Origin of the sequence: Propionispira raffinosivorans DSM 20765 (assembly GCF_000381065.1) — a bacterium.
GTDB lineage: Bacteria > Bacillota > Negativicutes > Selenomonadales > Selenomonadaceae > Propionispira > Propionispira raffinosivorans.
In genome coordinates this window covers 40938-59679 of sequence record NZ_KB905855.1, presented here as the reverse complement: position 1 = coordinate 59679, position 18742 = coordinate 40938, and the positions used below count along the sequence as shown (strand labels likewise).

Annotated in this window: 13 protein-coding genes; 3 read left to right on the top strand and 10 right to left on the bottom strand. The window is 38.6% G+C overall.

Translation table 11 applies throughout. From position 1 onward, the window contains the following. Positions 1-174: 174 nt before the first annotated feature. Entirely contained in the window at positions 175-3579 is a 3405-nt protein-coding gene (locus F606_RS0113105) for a DNA polymerase III subunit alpha (RefSeq protein WP_019554348.1), read from the bottom strand. Between the two features lie 215 nt (positions 3580-3794). Here F606_RS0113105 and F606_RS0113100 point away from each other — a divergent pair, with 215 nt between their 5' ends. From F606_RS0113100 to F606_RS0113090, 3 genes are read left to right on the top strand one after another with little or no spacing between them, the layout of a single operon-like run. Continuing rightward, the gene (locus F606_RS0113100; protein WP_019554347.1) at positions 3795-4667 is read left to right on the top strand and encodes an ABC transporter substrate-binding protein; all 873 of its coding nucleotides are present in this window, start codon (positions 3795-3797) and stop codon (positions 4665-4667) included. Positions 4668-4704: 37 nt separating this feature from the next. Next, the gene (locus F606_RS0113095) at positions 4705-6648 is read left to right on the top strand and encodes a peptidase U32 family protein (RefSeq protein ID WP_019554346.1); all 1944 of its coding nucleotides are present in this window, start codon (positions 4705-4707) and stop codon (positions 6646-6648) included. Positions 6649-6693: 45 nt separating this feature from the next. Beyond that, positions 6694-7983: an aspartate aminotransferase family protein gene (locus tag F606_RS0113090; RefSeq protein ID WP_019554345.1), complete on the top strand. Its 1290-nt coding sequence runs from the start codon at positions 6694-6696 to the stop codon at positions 7981-7983. 56 nt (positions 7984-8039) lie between these two features. On the opposite strand, the gene pepD is transcribed toward F606_RS0113090, so the two are convergent. The 9 genes from pepD to cobO form a co-directional block, all read right to left on the bottom strand. After that, positions 8040-9491, bottom strand: coding sequence for a beta-Ala-His dipeptidase (gene pepD / locus F606_RS0113085; RefSeq protein WP_019554344.1), 1452 nt, complete (start codon positions 9489-9491; stop codon positions 8040-8042). Positions 9492-9651: 160 nt separating this feature from the next. Beyond that, positions 9652-10125 (bottom strand): cell division protein SepF, encoded by a 474-nt coding sequence (locus F606_RS0113080; RefSeq protein WP_019554343.1) that lies wholly within the window; start codon positions 10123-10125, stop codon positions 9652-9654. 128 nt (positions 10126-10253) lie between these two features. Further along, complete coding sequence (typA, locus tag F606_RS0113075; protein WP_019554342.1) at positions 10254-12068, bottom strand: translational GTPase TypA; 1815 nt, start codon at positions 12066-12068, stop codon at positions 10254-10256. 222 nt (positions 12069-12290) lie between these two features. After that, positions 12291-13898, bottom strand: a complete 1608-nt coding sequence (locus tag F606_RS0113070; protein ID WP_019554341.1) for an MBL fold metallo-hydrolase RNA specificity domain-containing protein — start codon at positions 13896-13898, stop codon at positions 12291-12293. A 119-nt stretch (positions 13899-14017) separates the two neighbouring features. Then, positions 14018-14599, bottom strand: coding sequence for a DJ-1/PfpI family protein (locus F606_RS0113065; RefSeq protein WP_019554340.1), 582 nt, complete (start codon positions 14597-14599; stop codon positions 14018-14020). A 145-nt stretch (positions 14600-14744) separates the two neighbouring features. Continuing rightward, a complete protein-coding gene (gene murB / locus F606_RS0113060; RefSeq protein ID WP_083924038.1) occupies positions 14745-15602 on the bottom strand; it encodes a UDP-N-acetylmuramate dehydrogenase in 858 nt (285 codons plus the stop codon). An 84-nt stretch (positions 15603-15686) separates the two neighbouring features. Beyond that, entirely contained in the window at positions 15687-16169 is a 483-nt protein-coding gene (gene trmL, locus F606_RS0113055; protein ID WP_019554338.1) for a tRNA (uridine(34)/cytosine(34)/5-carboxymethylaminomethyluridine(34)-2'-O)-methyltransferase TrmL, read from the bottom strand. Positions 16170-16322: 153 nt separating this feature from the next. Then, positions 16323-17975 (bottom strand): dihydroxy-acid dehydratase, encoded by a 1653-nt coding sequence (gene ilvD / locus F606_RS0113050; RefSeq protein ID WP_019554337.1) that lies wholly within the window; start codon positions 17973-17975, stop codon positions 16323-16325. Positions 17976-18141: 166 nt separating this feature from the next. Beyond that, positions 18142-18675, bottom strand: coding sequence for a cob(I)yrinic acid a,c-diamide adenosyltransferase (gene cobO, locus F606_RS0113045; RefSeq protein WP_019554336.1), 534 nt, complete (start codon positions 18673-18675; stop codon positions 18142-18144). Between the last annotated feature and the right edge of the window lie 67 nt (positions 18676-18742).

Here is an 18742-nt window from a genome sequence, read left to right as displayed (position 1 = left end):
CGTAAGAAAACATTCTAGGTCCTCACAAAGTATCCAGATAACATTTTTAGATTTAGCATCCCTCCATTCAATAAAAGTTATATTTTTATATTTTTATATGTTTTTCTCCATAAAAAGATTCATTCCTGCCTGTATTACAGAATTTATCAAGCATTTTACATCATTTAATTGAACTTATGTAAAATGCACGGCACCTTTTCCCAGCAGATTTTCGATTTTCCCCAGAAATTGCTCCGATGGCATAACCCAAAAACCGGGTTCTGTTTTGATAACCTTGCGGCTGTCAATCAAATGTAAAAAAACAATATGATCGCCGTGGTATTCATGGAACACATTTTTCAATGCCTCAAAAACCTCGGCCTGTTCTTGATCCTTACGAAGTTTTATCCGTACTTCCGGCTGATAATCAGCAATTAAGCACAGGTTTTCCGCAATAATTTTCACACCATCATCCGTTACATTAACACGGCCGCTGACTACGACAGGAAAATCTGGTACTAACGTATTTACATTCTGGTAAAAAACTTTTGGGAAAACAATTACTTCAATCGCATGCGTAAAATCTTCAACTTCCATAAAACACATTGTATCACCTTTTTTAGTGGTAATCCGTTTTGCCGATAAAATGATCCCTGCCATTTTGATTACATTTCCCTCTTTAAACTTACCAGCTAAAAGGTCTTGAATTGATACAAAGCTTTGCATTTTATCACGATACTGATCAAGTGGATGCCCTGTAATATAAAACCCTGTGATTTCTTTTTCCAACGTCAATATTTCATTTTTAGGCAATTCTTCAATATCTGGCAGCGCAAGATCATCGACCTCTTCCATTGCCTCCATACCAAATAAGCCCATTTGTCCACTTGCCGCATCACGCTGCTTGGCGCCTGCCGCATCAACAGCTCTATCTAGCACTGCCAAAAACTGTGATCTTTTCCCGCCCATTGAATCAAAGGCTCCGCATTTAATTAAACTTTCCATGACGCGTTTATTAACAGTCCTCATATCAACTCGCGCACAAAAATCAACCAATGATTTAAACAGTCCATCTTTTTCCCTGACTTTGATTAAATTGACCAGAGCTGCCTCTCCGACATTTTTTACAGCGGCCAGACCAAACCGAATCGCATTTCCATCAACGGTGAAGGAAGATTTGCTGGCATTAATATCTGGTGGCAGCACATCAATTCCCATATGGCGCGATTGTTCGATATATGTACCGATCTTATCGTTCGTCCCCATAACACTCGACAACATCGCTGCCATAAATTCTTGTGGATAATTGGCTTTTAAATAAGCGGTCTGATACGCCACCAAAGCGTATGCCGCACTATGTGATTTATTGAAACCATAATCGGCAAAATGTGTCAGCAGATCAAAAATCGTATTCGCTGTTTTTTCTTCCAGACCTTTTGTTTTTGCTCCTTTTAAGAAGTTTTCTTTTTGTGCCATCAAAATAGAATGTTTCTTTTTCCCCATAGCACGCCTTAAAAGATCGGCCTGTCCTAACGTAAAACCTGCCAGAGTTTGAACAATTTGCATAACCTGTTCCTGGTATAAAACCACACCAAACGTTTCTTTCAAAATTGGTTCCAACAACGGATGCATATATGTTACTTCTTTTTTCCCGTGGCGTCCATTGATGAAGTCCGTAACCATTCCACTGCCAAGTGGTCCCGGGCGGTATAAAGCAACTAATGGGATCAAGTCTGCAAAACCGGTCGGTCTCAAATCTTTTACCAACGTTGTCATCCCTGATGATTCCATCTGAAACACTCCGCCAGTCGCACCTAAGCAAAGCATTTGTGACGTTTTTTCATCTTCAAGTGGAATGCTGTCTAAATCAAGGTCAATTCCTCTATTTGCTTTTATATGATCCAGGCAATCACTGATAACCGTCAAAGTTCGAAGTCCTAAAAAGTCCATTTTAAGCAAACCAAGCTCTTCGACACGATCTTTATCGTACTGTGTTACCAACGTACCATCTGAAACTTGTATCGGAACATATTCCGTAAGTGGATCACGAGCAATTACAATACCAGCAGCATGTGTTGAAGAGTGCCGTGCTAAACCTTCTACATCACGAGCAAAATCAATAAGACGTTTCACCGGCTCTTCTTCGGTATAAGCCGCCTTTAGTTCTGCATTCATTTTCAAAGCTTTATCAAGTGTAATTCCAAGCTCTGTCGGAATCATTTTCGCGATACGATCCACTTCACCATAGGTCATATTAAGAGCACGCCCAACATCGCGAATTGCCCCTTTGGCAGCCATTGTACCAAACGTTATGATCTGTGCCACATGATCGGCCCCGTACTGCCGTTTTACATACTCAATGACTTCTTCCCGTCTAATATAACAAAAATCAATATCAATATCCGGCATTGTTACACGTTCTGGATTTAAAAAACGTTCAAACAGCAAATCATATTTGAGCGGATCAATATCGGTAATGGCCAAAAGATATGCCACAATACTGCCGGCGGCGGAACCACGGCCTGGGCCCACTGCTATTTTATGTTCACGTGCATATTTAATGAAATCCCAAACAATTAAAAAGTAACTGTCATACCCCATCCGCTTAATAATCGATAATTCATATTCCAATCGTTCGCGTATTTGTGTTGTTTCTTCCTTATAACGCTGTAAAATATGATCTTCACATAATTGGCGCAAATACCGTTCATCCGTCATGCCCTCCGGCAATGGAAAATTTGGTAAATGCAAATGACCAAATTCAAAATCAACATTGCAGCGTTCTGCTATTTTTACCGTATTTGATAAAGCACCTTCATAAGAATCAAAAAGCAGACCCATTTCTTCTGGTGATTTTAAATAAAATTCATCACTGAAAAATTTCATGCGCATTTCATCATCGACCGTTTTATTCATTTGAATACAAAGCAAAACATCATGAAAAGCACTATCACTTTTATTCGTATAATGTAAATCATTCGTCGCCACAAGACCAAGATTAAATTTTTTCGCAAGTTCGGCCAATCCAACATTCGCTTTTTTTTCTTCGGGAATCCCATGGTCTTGTATCTCAATAAAAAAATTATCTTTACCGAAAATATCAATATATTCTTGCACCAACTCCTCAGCATGCTGCGGATTGTCTTTAATAAGCGCCTGTGGAATTTCACCGGCAATACAAGCACTCAGACAAATAATTCCTTTACTGTATTTACGCAGAATTTCCTTATCAACACGTGGCTTATAATACATCCCCTCCGTATTCGCCAACGATACCAATTTAATCAGATTGCGATAACCTTCATTGTTCTCTGCCAGCAATATCATATGAAAGTAACGCGTCCCATCCACTTCAAATGCATCAAAACGCGATGCGGGGGCCAAATACACTTCACAGCCAATAATAGGTTTGATACCTTCTTTTTGGGCAGCTTTATAAAAATCAATAACACCATACATAGAGCCATGATCTGTAATAGCAATTGCCGGCATGCCCAATTCTTTTGTCCTTTTGACAAGTTCGCCGATACGACTTGCACCATCGAGCAAACTAAATTCCGTATGTACATGAAGGTGTACAAACTCTTTTTTATTTTCCATCACACAATTACCTCATACTTTCAAACGAAAACGACTCTTTCGATCTTGAATTTTTAGAAACGTATCTAGGCAAATTTCGACATTATTTTCCGAAATCCTTTATTATCAGATTCGCAGCACATACTTTTTTCTATCTTTTCAAATAAAATTTGAAGGTATTATATATATTGATGTGGAAGATATATAAGTTAAATTTATCTAAAGAGGTGTATATTTTGTTTCATATTGGAATTTTACAATTAACACAAAATCTTGACGATGCCGTTCGTGGCTTCAAGCAAGGACTGCAAAACTTAGGTATTCAGGCCAAGTTTACATATCTTAATGCCGATGGTAAGGTTGAAATACTGCCCGGACTTGCACAAAAACTTGTCGATTCAAGCGTTGATTTAATTTTTGCTTGTTCTACACCATCTGCCAAAGCCGCGCAAATGATAACCGGTGAAATTCCGATACTCTTCACACCTGTATTTGATCCAATAAGTGTAAAACTGGTTGATAGTATGCAAGCACCTAGTGCTAATATCACCGGAATGAGCGGCATGGTACAATCACAAGACAAAATTGCGCTTATCCAAGAGCTATTACCGACAGCAAAAAAAATTGGTGTTTTATACCATACAGCCGATGGCAACACGCTCATCGAAACAAATAATTTTTGTGCGGCCGCTGCGAATCTATTAACCATTGAAAAAATCGCCATACAAACAGCCGATGAAATTTCTTTATTGGAAGAAATTTTACCATCTGATTTGGATGCTTTATTTTTACCAATTGGCCGCATTATTGAAGAAAACTTCTCCAGTATTGCCTATTATGCAGACATGCTGGAAATCCCAATCATTGCTTCACATGCACCCAATGTAGTAATGGGTGCACTAGGTGCACTTGTTGCCAACCACACAGCACTTGGTCTCGAATGCGCTCACCAGGCCAAATCCATCCTCATCGACAAGAAGTCAATCCAAGATATCCCCGTCGGTATTACCAAAACACCAGAGATTTTATTAAATTCGTTCGTTGCTGATAATCTTGGAATTGAACTTACTGCCGAACTACAGAAAAAAGCGAAAGAAATTTATGCATAAATTGCATAGTTGATATAATTCAAGGAGTTGAACCATTTTGTTATTAACACGTAAATCCGTAGAACTTCTAGCCCCTGTTGGCAATTGGGAAGTCTTAGAAGCCGCAGTCAAAGCTGGCGCTGACGCAGTTTACCTAGGTGGTAAACATTTTAATATGCGTATGCATCGTACCGATACAAACTTTGACAATGAAATGCTAAAAAAAGCGATAGCTTATGCACATCAACATGATGTACATCTCTACATTACAATCAATAACCTGTTGAGTGATCAGGAAATTGAACCAATGCGTGAGTATCTGCAATATTTAGAGACCATTAAACCAGATGCTTTACTCGTACAAGACCTTGCGGTCCTTGAATTAGTAAGAGAACTCGGTATCACAATTCCACTTCACACCTCCGTTATGATGAATACACACAATGAACACGCGATTAATAAACTCAAAGAATATGGTATTACCCGTATTGTTGTTGGACGTGAAATGACTTTATCTGAACTGAGCCTCTTTAAAGAACGAACTGGAATTGAAGTCGAATACTTTATGCATGGCGATATGTGTATATCCGAAAGCGGTCAATGCATCCACTCGGGAGTCGTATTTGGCCAAAGCGGCAATCGCGGCCGCTGCTTAAAACCATGCCGCTGGGCTTATAAATTAATTGATGAAAATACGGGCGAGATACTGGATACCGATTCACCGGGTCCATATAAACTCGCTTTAAATGATATGTGTATGTATCGAAACATTCCTGAATTGATTCAAGCTGGTGTATATTCTTTTAAAATTGAAGGTCGTATGCGCACAGCCGCTTTTGTGGAAGGAATTGTAAAAACTTATCGTCAGGCAATTGATAGCTATATCGCCGATCCTTGTGGCTATACAACAGATGAAGCAGCTTGGAAAGATTTGTATGAAAATCGATCCCGTGATTTTACAACAACGTTTGCCCTTGGGCAGCCGACGGCAAAAGATATAGGTTTTTCTGGCCGAAGAGAACCGCGATTTTTCAGCCAAGCTGTGAAAGAAGCCGGCCTCAGCGCACCAATCGTTGATAAAATAAAACCAATTCTTTTAAGTCAACCGAAAAAACAGCAACTAGCAGTTCGTGTCGCTGATCTAGCTTCCGTTAAAGCTGTCTGTCAAAATGGAGCCAATGTAGTCTATATTGGCGGAGAAAGTTTTAAACCAGTTAAAGTATGGACACTTGCCGAAATTAAAGAAGCCATTAATATGGCGAATTCTTACAACGCAAAAATTATTATAGATACCCCTCGTACAACGATGCGCCGAGAATGTGCTGAACTTGAACAATTTTTCATCGAGCTCAACAAAATAAAGCCAGCCGGAATCATGGTAAGCAACCTTGGTTCATTAAGCTTGGCAAAGCGCCTTACAAATCTTCCAGTGCAAGCTGATTTTTCCTTTAATACATTTAATCACCTAAGCGTAAAATTTCTCAAAGACAATGGTGCTGTTATGGCAGTCGCTTCCCTTGAAGCCTCCTACCCACAAGTTTGTGATATGCTGGCAGCATCCCAATTACCCATTGAAGTAATTGTCCACGGAGCAACTGAATCCATGATCTGCGATCATAATTTACCCGCGATGTCACTTGGCTTTAATCCATTAGAAAATCCGGAATTTTGTGATCGTCATTATGCTCTATTGGACACGGCTAAAGAAGTACATCCGATCCGCATTGATCAATATGGGCGCAACCATATATTATTTGCAAAGGATCTTTGCCTGCTGCCGTATTTGACAAAATTACAAGGTGTCACATCGTACCGTATCGAAGCACAGCATTATACAGCGGAACTGGCCGGACTTTTAACAAAAACCTACCGCAGTGAACTTGATAAAATCAAAACAGAAACGACAGCTTATCAATATGATCCAAAAGTGCTTGACGCGATAAAAAAAGTTAGTCCACGCGAACTCGGCAGCGGTGCCTATCGATATCGCATTTCACGTTAACAAAAGCACCATTTTAGATTTATCGATAAAGGAGTTCCTATTTTTATGACACAATATATCGGACCTGAAGGCATTCTCGAAAAAAAGAAAAAATATATAATGCCGTGCCTAGCTCATTTTTATAAAGAACCAAAACAATTTGTCCGTGGTTCTATGCAATATCTATATGATCACACCGGCAAGGAATACCTAGATTGTTTTGCTGGCATTTCCGTAATCAACTGTGGCCACTGCAATCCTGAAATCACCAATAAAATATGTGCGCAAGTACAGTCACTTCAACATGTTTGTAATGTATATCTTACAGAAAACTTTGTGAATCTGGCTGAGCAGCTTGCTGAAGTGACTCCAGGAAATCTACAAAAATCCTTTTTCTGCTCCACTGGAACAGAAGCCAACGAAGGTGCTGCACTGCTCGCTTCAATTTATACAAAAAACAGTGAATTTATCGCTTTACGCAACGGTTTACACGGCAGAACGAAACTCACGATGAGTATGACTGGTATCAGTATGTGGCGCACAGATCCAAATCCAGTCGGAGGTATTCATTTCGCCCCGAATGCCTATTGTTATCGCTGCCCTCTCGATAAAAAATATCCAAACTGTGATCTCGCCTGTGCCAACGCGGTCGAAGATGTAATTAAATATGCGACATCCGGCAATGTTGCCGCCTATATTGCTGAACCGATTCAAGGCAACGCCGGCATCGTGACTCCACCAAAAGGGTATTTTAAACGGGTAAAAGAAATACTTAATCAATATAATATTTTAATGATTACGGATGAAGTACAGACTGGATTTGGCAGAACCGGCAAAATGTTCGCCATTGAAAATTATGATGTCGTCCCAGATATTATGACCATGGCAAAAGCATTAGGCAATGGAACGCCGATCAGTGCCTTTATTGCTTCAACTAAAATTGCGGATACATATACCAAACCGGGAGCTTCCACACTAGGCGGCAATCCTGTTTCATCAACCGCTGCATTGGCTACAATTGAATATATACAAACCCATGATTTATGCAGCAAAGCCTTAGCGCGTGGCGCGCAACTACGAAGTGGGTTAGAACTTTTACAAAAGAAATATCCTTTGATAGGTGATATTCGTGGTATTGGTTTAATGCTAGGTGCCGAACTTGTTCACCCTGATAAATCACCAGCTTCTACTGAACTTGATTTCATTCTAGAAGAAATGAAAGATCGTGGTTTTATTATTGGGAAAAATGGTATTGAACGCAACGTCCTTGCTTTTCAGCCGCCACTGATCATTACTGAAGAAAATATCAATACGATGTTAAACAACCTTGAAGCTGTATTTTCGAAAATAAAATAATAAAAAATGAATCCCCGGCATGTCTTTAATAAGATATGCCGAGGATTCATTTTTTATTATACGTTTTTAAGACGCGTTAACGTTTCCATAATCAATTTAACCTGTGGTGCTACCGTAGCTAATTCGATTTTTTCTTCAGGACTATGAATCCCAATAGCAGTAACACCAATTGAAACCATATCCAGATCAGAATTTTTTTGAAAGAACCATCCACATTCCAGCCCAGCATGGATTATTTCAACTTTCATCGGTTGTTTATTTTGCTCTTCAAAAACCGAAGTCATTAGCGGCACCAATTTGCTTTCTAACTTTTCAGCCCAGCCTGGTGATTGTGAGCCAAATGTAAGATGAAATCCAGTCAATTCTGAAATCACTTGAGCCAATTGTTTAAATTCGCTGACCTTGCTGTCAATTGCACTGCGCGGAAAAAATTGTACATTAATTGCATTTTGTTTTGTTTCCACAATCCCCAGATTAGCCGAAGCTTCAACAAGGTTTGGAATTGATTGCGACATCGAATATACACCCGTATGAAGCACACATAGTAAACGAATCAGATTGTCTTGGTCTTCTTTTGATAAGACATCTTTTGGTTGATCAATTATCGTAAGATCAATCTTCAACGTCTTTTCCACATTGCCGTAAATGTGCTGAAAATCAATTTTAAAATCCTGTAAAAGCTGATCCATTTTCTTAGTATTATCTGGCTTAATTAGAATCACAGCGCTGGCTTTGGCAGGAATCGCATTACGCGCCATACCACCAGTAAAGTCAGCTAGCTCAAAATCAATTCCCATACCCTGCATTTTCTGCAAAATCAACGCTAACGTTTGAATTGCATTTGCTCGTCCACAATTAATTGCTTCACCCGAATGTCCACCCAGCAAACCTTTTACCGTTATCTGATAGGCGGCTTTGTAGAGCGGGTCCCGCCATACCGGTCGGCGCAAAAAATCTATATTTACACTGCCAGCACTGCTGACGGTAACAACATCATAATTTTCCGAATCACAATTAATTAAATATTTAGCAGCAAGATATTTGGGATCAAGTGCAATAGAGCCACTCATCCCCTGCTCTTCATCCACAGTAATAATAGCTCGAAGCGGACCATGTGCAAACTCTGCTTTTAAGATATATAAGATTTCAGCAACACCAATACCGTCATCTGCTCCAAGGCTTGTACCTTCAGCATATAAATATTGAGCATTTCGTCTTACTTGAATAGAATCTTTTAAAGGATCAAAATTCACGCCTTCAGCAGCAACACAAACCATATCCATATGCCCTTGTAATATCGTGACTGGCATATTTTCAAAACCTTCGGTTGCAGGTTTTTCAGCAATAATATTAAATTTTTTATCCTGTTCTACCTTCAGACCCATTGCCTTGATAACGTCAAATAAATATTGACTGATTTTTTCTTCATGCCCTGACTTACGAGGAATTTTAGCAATTTCTTGAAACTCAGCCAAGACCGCTTCCAATATATCCTGATCTTTTTGCATATTAATCCTCCATTACTATTTTTTGCTCGCCAATATTATTTTACCACTTTTTAGTAAAAAGTATATAAATACAATATAAATTGTCTTGAATAAATTAAAATATGGCAGTTACGTATAACACACACATAACCACCATTTTACCTAAATTTAAAATAGAATATTATTTAGCAAAACCACGTACAGTTTTTGCACAAACTTCTTGAGCAATATCTACATTTTCTGGAACATATAAGACCATTTCTGCAGAAATACGTTTCACTGCACCATTTAAAACATAACATACACCATTAATAAAATCACAAAGTCGTCTTTGTTCATCACCATCGACTTTTTCATAATTTACAATAACAGCTTCATCTTTTTTCAAAGCATCCGCAATGACATTTGCCTTATCAAAAGACTCAGGAACATACACCAAAATATTGAGTTCTGGAACTTTATTGGTATGCACTGTCAATTGTGGACGGGTAAACGAACTTTTGTACTCATCATTGCCATATAGGTCATTACCATTCACAACTTTTTTTTCACGAATGGTGTTTTCTACTGCAGCTGTTTCTGCGGCTTCTTCCACTTCTTCAATTTCTTCAATCGGCATCAAGATATTTGCTAATTTATTAACAAAACCAGACATAAATTTTCGCCTCCAGTTTTAAATTTATTGAAAATATGATATCTTGCTTACAATTCGACACAAATAAATAAAATCCTGCAAGAAATCAATAAATGATTAAAATTTGCAGGATTTTATTTTTCAAAGAATTATTTTACACTTTTACGATCGCGACCGCGCTGTGCTTTATTTAAAACAGTTTTACGCAAACGAACTGCTTCTGGTGTTACTTCTACTAATTCATCTTTATTAATATATTCCAAAGCCTGTTCCAAGCTTAAAAGACGAGGCGGTACTAAACGAATCGCTTCATCCGAAGAGCTTGTACGCATGTTCGAAACATTCTTTTTCTTGCATGGATTTACATCCATATCAACGTCACGTGTATTTTCACCGATAATCATGCCTTCATATACCGGCTGATTCGGAGAAATAAACATAACACCACGATCCTGCAATGTAAATATACCATAACTTGTTGTTTCACCATGTTCAAAAGCAACAAGTGATCCACGAGCACGACCTGGGATTTCACCCTTGAATGGAACATAACCATGGAATACATGGTTCATGATACCATTTCCTTTGGTATTCGTTAAGAATTCTGAACGGAACCCAATAAGACCACGAGCCGGAATAACAAATTCCATACGGAGATATCCAGCCACTTCAGACATATTAGCCAATTCAGCTTTTCTTGTTCCTAACGATTCCATAACCGTCCCCATGAACTGCTGAGGAACTTCAATTGTAAGATTTTCCAATGGTTCACAAAGTTGTCCGTTGATTTGACGATATACAACTTCTGGTTTACCAACTTGTAATTCAAAGCCTTCACGACGCATTGTTTCAATCAAAATAGATAAATGTAATTCTCCACGTCCAGAAACTTTAAATGTATCTGCACTATCTGTTTCTTCAACACGTAAACTTACATTTGTTTCTACTTCTTTAAAGAGACGATCACGTACATGACGCGACGTTACAAACTGTCCTTCTTTACCAGCAAATGGGCTTGTATTTACCGCAAATGTCATGGAAAGAGTTGGCTCATCGATATTAATTGTTGGTAATGCTTCTGGATTTTCAGCATCAGCAATTGTATGCCCAATGCTGATATCACCTAAACCAGTAACAGCAACAATATCACCAAGACCAGCATCTTTTACTTCAACACGATTCAATCCCTGATATACAAATAATTTACCAATTTTTGCTTTTGTTTCCACATCGCCATTAATTAAGATGACATTTTGATTCGCAAAAGCTTTACCACGAATAATACGACCAATCGCAACACGACCAACATATTCATCCGCATCCAGTGTTGTAACCATAATCTGTAATGGACCATCCAATTCGCCCTTTGGAGCTGGAATTTCTTTAACCAGCAAATCCATTAATGGACTGAGATTATCGCTTTCATCTTCCATGTTCATTTTTGCAATACCAGCGCGGGCTGCTGCATAAACAACTGGGAAATCAAGCTGATCATCATCAGCGCCAAGTTCCATAAATAATTCAAGAACTTCATCATATACATCTTCAACACGTTGATCTGGACGATCAATTTTATTAATGACAACAATTGGTTTCAAGCCTTGTTCCAATGCTTTACGAAGTACATACTTTGTCTGCGGCATTGGACCTTCAAACGCATCAACTAAAAGTAAAACACCATCAACCATATTTAGTACACGTTCTACTTCTCCGCCAAAATCAGCATGCCCCGGGGTATCAACAATATTAATTTTAATATCTTTATACATAACTGCTGTGTTTTTGGACAAAATTGTGATTCCACGTTCACGTTCTAAATCATTCGAGTCCATGACACGATCGGTAACCTGTTCATTTGCACGAAAAATATGGCTCTGTCTTAGCATTGCATCCACCAGTGTCGTCTTACCATGATCGACATGGGCTATGATTGCTACGTTTCTTAAATCTGCTCTAATACTCATTATATATTTCTGGCCTCCTAATAAAAATCAAAAAGAAAAAAGAATGCTGTCTTTCATGCATTCTTTTTGTGTTTGCATACATTTAATCTTATTATACAAACGACCTGCTGTCAATTCTTTTTACAACAAATTCAGAAAAAACCTTTTTTTCAGAAAAACATAAGAGAAAGTTTAACTTCACAAATTAAACTTTCTCTTTGCTTTACAGCTTACTAAAATGCCTCAATTAATATCATTAAAGAGCTTTTTGAAATAATTCCAGCCTTTGTTTATGTTTTTTGTAATACCTTGGAGTTTTTCTGGTTCTTTAAATACAGTGCGCAATAGTTTTTGCCTCAATTGGCGATAATCCGCATCAATCAAAGTTAAGAATTCTTCCAGATCTTTTACTGCTACTTCTTCAATAATCTTCGTCGGTTCAATCTCGTAATCGCGTCCATTGATAATTGCTATATCGCCATAATGTGGTATATAACTATTTTCATCAAACCGTTCTTGGATTGCTTCTTTCAATGCCCCCGCTGCCAGCGATTCACCATGTACGATAAAAATATTAACCGGCTTCGGTTCCGTGAAATTTGCCAGCCAATCCAAAATCTGGTTGCGATCTGCATGAGCAGAAAAGCCTTCCATGTTATAGATCTTAGCCTTTACTGTGACTTCTTCTCCCATAATTTTAACACGACGAATTCCATCTAACAGTCTGCGACCCATACTGCCCTCTGCTTGATAGCCCACAAATAAGACACTTGATTCGTCCCGCCATAAATTATGTTTTAGATGATGCAGTACCCTTCCCGCATCCGCCATGCCGCTGGCGGAGATAATAATAGCAGAGCCTTCTTGGCTGTTGATTGCTTTTGATTCTTCAGCACTTTCACAAATTCGCAGCTGCGGCATTTGCGGAATTTTTCCGTTTTCTTTTAATAATTCTACCATTTCTTCGTCAAAATCCTGGGTGTTATGAGCAAAAATCCGCGTTGCAGCTGCTGCTAATGGACTATCAACAATCACTGGAATATCCTTGATTTTATGGTCTTTCCATAGTTTATACAAATAATATAACATGGTCTGCGTGCGGCCCACAGCAAAAGATGGGATGATTACATTACCACCCCTGGCAATGGTATCATTAATTATTTCTGCTAATGCCTGTTCTTTGTCATAAACCTGATGGACTCTATCACCATACGTCGACTCCATAACCAGGTAATCCGTTCCCTTAATAATGGTTGGATTTTTTATAATTGGCTGATTGGGCTGCCCCAAATCACCGGAAAATAAAATTTTAGTTGTTTTATTATTTTCTGTCACATAAATTTCAATAAACGATGAGCCAATAATATGACCTGCATCCTTATAAACGACCTTGATATCTGCTGAAATTTGCAAACATTCTCCATAATTCACAGCAGAAAAATACTTTAAAGAGGCCATCGCATCATTGACGGTATAAATCGGTTCTATAGGAGCCCTGCCCGCCCGTTTTCCTTTGCGATTCATGACTTCCACATCAAATTCCTGAATATGAGCACTATCTGGCAGCATGATCTGCGCTAACTCACAACTTACTTTCGTTGCATAAATTGGTCCTTTAAAACCTTTTTTACATAATTTAGGGATCAGCCCACAATGATCTACATGTGCATGGGTCAATAATACACAATCAATCTCAGATGGTGTAAAATGAAAATTCTGATAATTAAGGGCACGTATTGTTTTCGAACCTTGAAATAAACCACAATCAATTAATATTTTTTTGCCAGCTGCCTCTAACAAAAAACAAGATCCTGTCACTGTACGAGCGGCGCCTAAAAATTGTAATCTCATAAAAACCCCATCCCCTCAATATGTATTTCGTCTAATTTATTATAGCATATTTATCAAATAATTCCCATGTATTGTCATACGAACCAGACAATACATGGGAAATTTTATGACAGATAAATCTATAGTTTATCCACATCAACCTCATACTCCATAAAGCTCGCCACTTCTTTTGCCAGTTGCTCATCAAACAATATTTTTAACAAATAAAAACCCAGTTCCAACCCTGAAGTAACTCCCGCTGCGGTGATAATCCGACCAGCATCAACTACTTTTTTCGTTTCTATGCTAATTTCAGGATAAACATCCAATTCTTTTAAAGCATGATGAAACGTTGTGGCCTTTTTCCCATTTAACAAGCCTGCCTCTGCCAAAATAAAAGCACCGGTACAGACGGAAGTGATATATTTTGCACATTTTTCCTGCCGAAGAATAAATTCGCGCATAAGAGGATTATGCATTTCTGTCATTCGCCCTTTCCCACCAGGAACCACCAATACATCTAAATCAGGAACCGATGAAAAATCATATGCAGGTAAAATCATCATGCCATTAAAGGCTTTGATAATATCTTTTGACTGTGCTATAAGATATACTTCTGTGCTATTTACTTGTATTTTATTCACATCACTGAGCACTTCAAATGGACCAACAAAATCCATTTCAGCAACATTTTGATAAATGAGAATACCTATTTTCAACATATGTTCAGATCCCTTCTCCTTTGGTATACAAAAATAAAATCATACGTAAGATTTTATTTTTGTATACCAAATAACCTATATAAATTTTTCAACTTATATAGGTTGTCTTGATGGTTTTCTACAGATTCAACTCTCTTTTTGCACTTTATTGTTCACCAATCATGCGAACTTCAGGATATAATTTTACGCCGTGTTTTTCAAAAACACGATCCTGGACTTCTTTAATCAAATCCAGAACATCTTTGGCCGTCGCCCCCCCTGCATTCACGACAAAGCCCGCATGTTTCAATGAAATCTGAGCTCCACCGACTTTAAACCCTTTAAGACCGCTCTGCTCAATCAAGGTTCCCGCAAAATATCCCTGTGGTCGCTTAAATGTGCTGCCAGCACTTGGCATTTCAAGTGGCTGCTTGCTTTCGCGGCGTTTCGTCAACTCCCCCATCTTATCATTGATTTCATTTAGCCGCCCTTCAGCCAGAGCAAACTCTACCTCACAAATCATTTGCTGATTATCCTGAAAAATACTATGCCGATAGCCAAATTGCAATTCAGCTTTCGAATAATGGATCATATCACCAGCCAAACTCACAGCTGTAATAGCATGTACAATACTTTTGATTTCACCATCATAAGCACCGGCATTCATAAATACTGCGCCACCAATGCTTCCAGGAATTCCTACTGCAAATTCCATACCAGTTAAGCCATGTTCTGCCGCGTAAAAAGAAACATCTTTCAATAACGCACCCGCACCGGCAAAAATATGATTTTTTCCCTGCCTGATATAAGAAAGATTCGAATTGAACTTCACGACTACACCACGGACACCCTTATCAAGGACCAAAACATTAGATCCGTTTCCAATCACAGTAACAGGCATTTCAAAGGTTCGGATAAGTTTGAACACCATCATAACTTCTTCTAAGGATGATGGAAAAATAAGACAATCTGCCGGGCCGCCAATTTTAAAGGTCGTATGATTTTTCATCGGTTCATCAAGCATAACTTGTGGCTCCGATAATATCTTTTTTAGCTCTGCTATAAATGCATTCTTATTTTGCAAAATAAAGTCATTCCTTATCTAAAATTAGTCTAAATGATCGAAACCCATTTGTTTTAAATGATCAAAATTCTGCTGACGCAGCGCTTCATAGGCCACAATCGCCACAGAATTTGATAAATTGAGCGAACGTGCATCTTTAACCATCGGAATTCGAATACACTGTTCCCAGTTTTCTTTTAATATTGTTTCCGGAATCCCCGCTGTTTCCTTACCAAAAACCAGCATATCTTTTGGCCCAAATTTAGCTTCAGTATAGGAATGCGGTGCTTTTGTTGTATTATAATAAAATGTATGATCTTTATACAAATCAAGAACTTCCGCAAAATTCTCATGATAATGAATCGTGACTAGATTCCAATAATCCAACCCGGCTCTTTTCAAATATTTATCATCCGTTGAAAAGCCAAGTGGTTTTACTAAATGCAACTCAAGATTCGTTGCTGCACAAAGGCGAGCAATATTTCCTGTATTCCCAGGAATTTCTGGTTCAATTAAAACAATATGCACTTACAAGACACCTCTAAATTTTTATTTATCAAACAAAGTTTATATTCATATATAATAACTTATATATTATAACCTAATTGTCAATTGAAAAACAATAAAAAACTGCCACGAAATAGATTTTGCATTTCGTGGCAGTTTTCCTTGATTTTTATATTATTTAAGAACAGCTCCCATACTCGCCGATGTTGTAAGACGTGCATAGCGAGATAAATAACCTGTTTTAATTTTCGCTTCTGGTTTAACCCAATTTTGTTTACGCTTTTCCATTTCAGCATCACTGATAACCAGATCAAGTTTACGGTTTGGAATGTCGATATCAATTGTATCACCATCTTGAATGAGTGCAATCGGACCACCAGCCATAGCTTCCGGCGAAACATGGCCTATACAGGCGCCCCGCGTTGCCCCACTGAAACGGCCATCGGTAAGGAGAGCTACTTTAAGCCCCATTCCGGTTATAATCGCTGTTGGATTAAGCATTTCGCGCATTCCTGGGCCGCCCTCCGGACCTTCATAACGAATTACTACAACATGACCATCCTTGATTTCACCGCCCACAATTGCTTCAATTGCGGCTTCTTCAGAATTATAAACTTTCGCACTACCTTTAAAAACAAGCATATCCTCGGTTACAGCACTTGCCTTTACCACTGCATAATCCGGTGCTAAGTTTCCTTTTAAAATTGCAATACCGCCAGTTTTACGATAAGGCGCATCCACTGATTTAATAACATCAGGGCGTTCAATTTCAGCATGATCAATGCGATCGCCTAAGGTTCCCGTAACGGTAAGTGCATCGAGATGTAATAAATTTTTCTTTGCTAATTCATGCATAACCGCTGATAAACCGCCCGCTTCATTCAAGTCTTGCATATGATGACTGCCGCTAGGACTGAGTTTTGTTATATAAGGTGTTCTAGCACTAATTTCATCAAAAACCGGTGGAAGTAAAGTAATCCCAGCTTCATAAGCTATCGCAATCAAATGCAGCACTGTATTTGATGAACCACCAATCCCCATATCTACGGTAATGGCATTTTCAAACGCTTTTTTTGTTAAAATATCACGCGGTTTAATATCTTTTTTTACAAGATCCAATATAACCTGCCCGGCCCGTTTTGCTAGCAGTCTTCGTTCACCAAAATAAGCTGCTGGAATCGTCCCATTACCAGGAAGTCCCATACCTAAAACTTCCGTCAAAGAATTCATTGTATTCGCCGTAAATAAACCAGCACAAGAACCACAACTCGGACAGGCATGCTTTTCTAAGTCTTCCATTTCATCCGCTGTCATTTTGCCGGCTGTAAACTTACCAGCAGCTTCAAATGTGCTGCTTACACTCACATCTTTGCCATGATGTCTTCCTGCGAGCATAGGCCCCCCGCTAACTACCACAGCAGGAATATTAAGTCTCGCCGCTGCCATAAGCATTCCCGGTACGACTTTATCACAGTTTGGAATCATAACTAAGCCATCAAAGCCATGAGCCGTAGCAACAGCTTCAATTGAATCAGCAATCAGTTCCCGGCTCGCCAGCGAAAACTTCATACCTTCATGCCCCATCGCAATACCATCACAAACAGCAATGGAAGGAAACTCCAATGCCGTACCGCCAGCTGCTGCCACACCAAGCTTTACAGCTTCGGCTATCGTGCGCAAATGGATGTGTCCTGGAATGATTTCATTAAATGAATTCACAACCCCAATCAGCGGTTTATCTAAATCTTCTGGACCATACCCCATGGCATAGAACAAAGATCTATGCGCTGAGCGCGTTGGACCTTTTTTTACAATATCACTTTTCATAGTTAAAAATCCCACCTGTTCTTAAAATCCGATTTGTCTTCTCGGAGTATACATATTGATATAATCTATACATATAAAGTTACAATTATACCTTAAATATATTCTATTCAATAAAAAGAAAAAGAATCCTGCAAGAAATTGTGAAGTTTTACATAATATTATATTATCAAAACTCAATACCAGCTTGTGCTTTTATACCTTGTTGATAAGGATGTTTTATTTCTTTCATCTCTGTCACTAAATCCGCTCGATCCATAATTTCTTGTCTCGCATCGCGTCCGGTAAGGACAAGATGCAATGACTCTGGTTTACAGTCAAGCAAAGCAAGTACATCATCAATACCAATCAGTTCAAACTTCACAGCATAATTGATTTCATCAAGAATAACCATGTTCCATTCACCTGATTGGATGGCAGTTTTTGCTTCAGCTAAAGTAGCTTGAGCTGCAGCACGATGCTGTTCTTTTTCCTCGTTATCCGCTTTTTGTGTAAAGCCTTGACCCATTGGACGAATTTCAAGCTCCGGCGAAAATTTTTCCAACGCTTTTAATTCACCATACTTCCAGCCCCCTTTTATAAACTGTAAAATCAAGATCTTCAAGCCTTGTCCCCAGGCTCGCACAGCCAGCCCTAAAGCTGCCGTAGTCTTACCTTTTCCATTTCCTGTATGGACAATCAATAAACCTGTTTGTGTTTTCATAAATATCACCTATCTCCTTGCTATTTATAGAATGAAACGATTTAAATTTATAGTTTTCATTTCTACT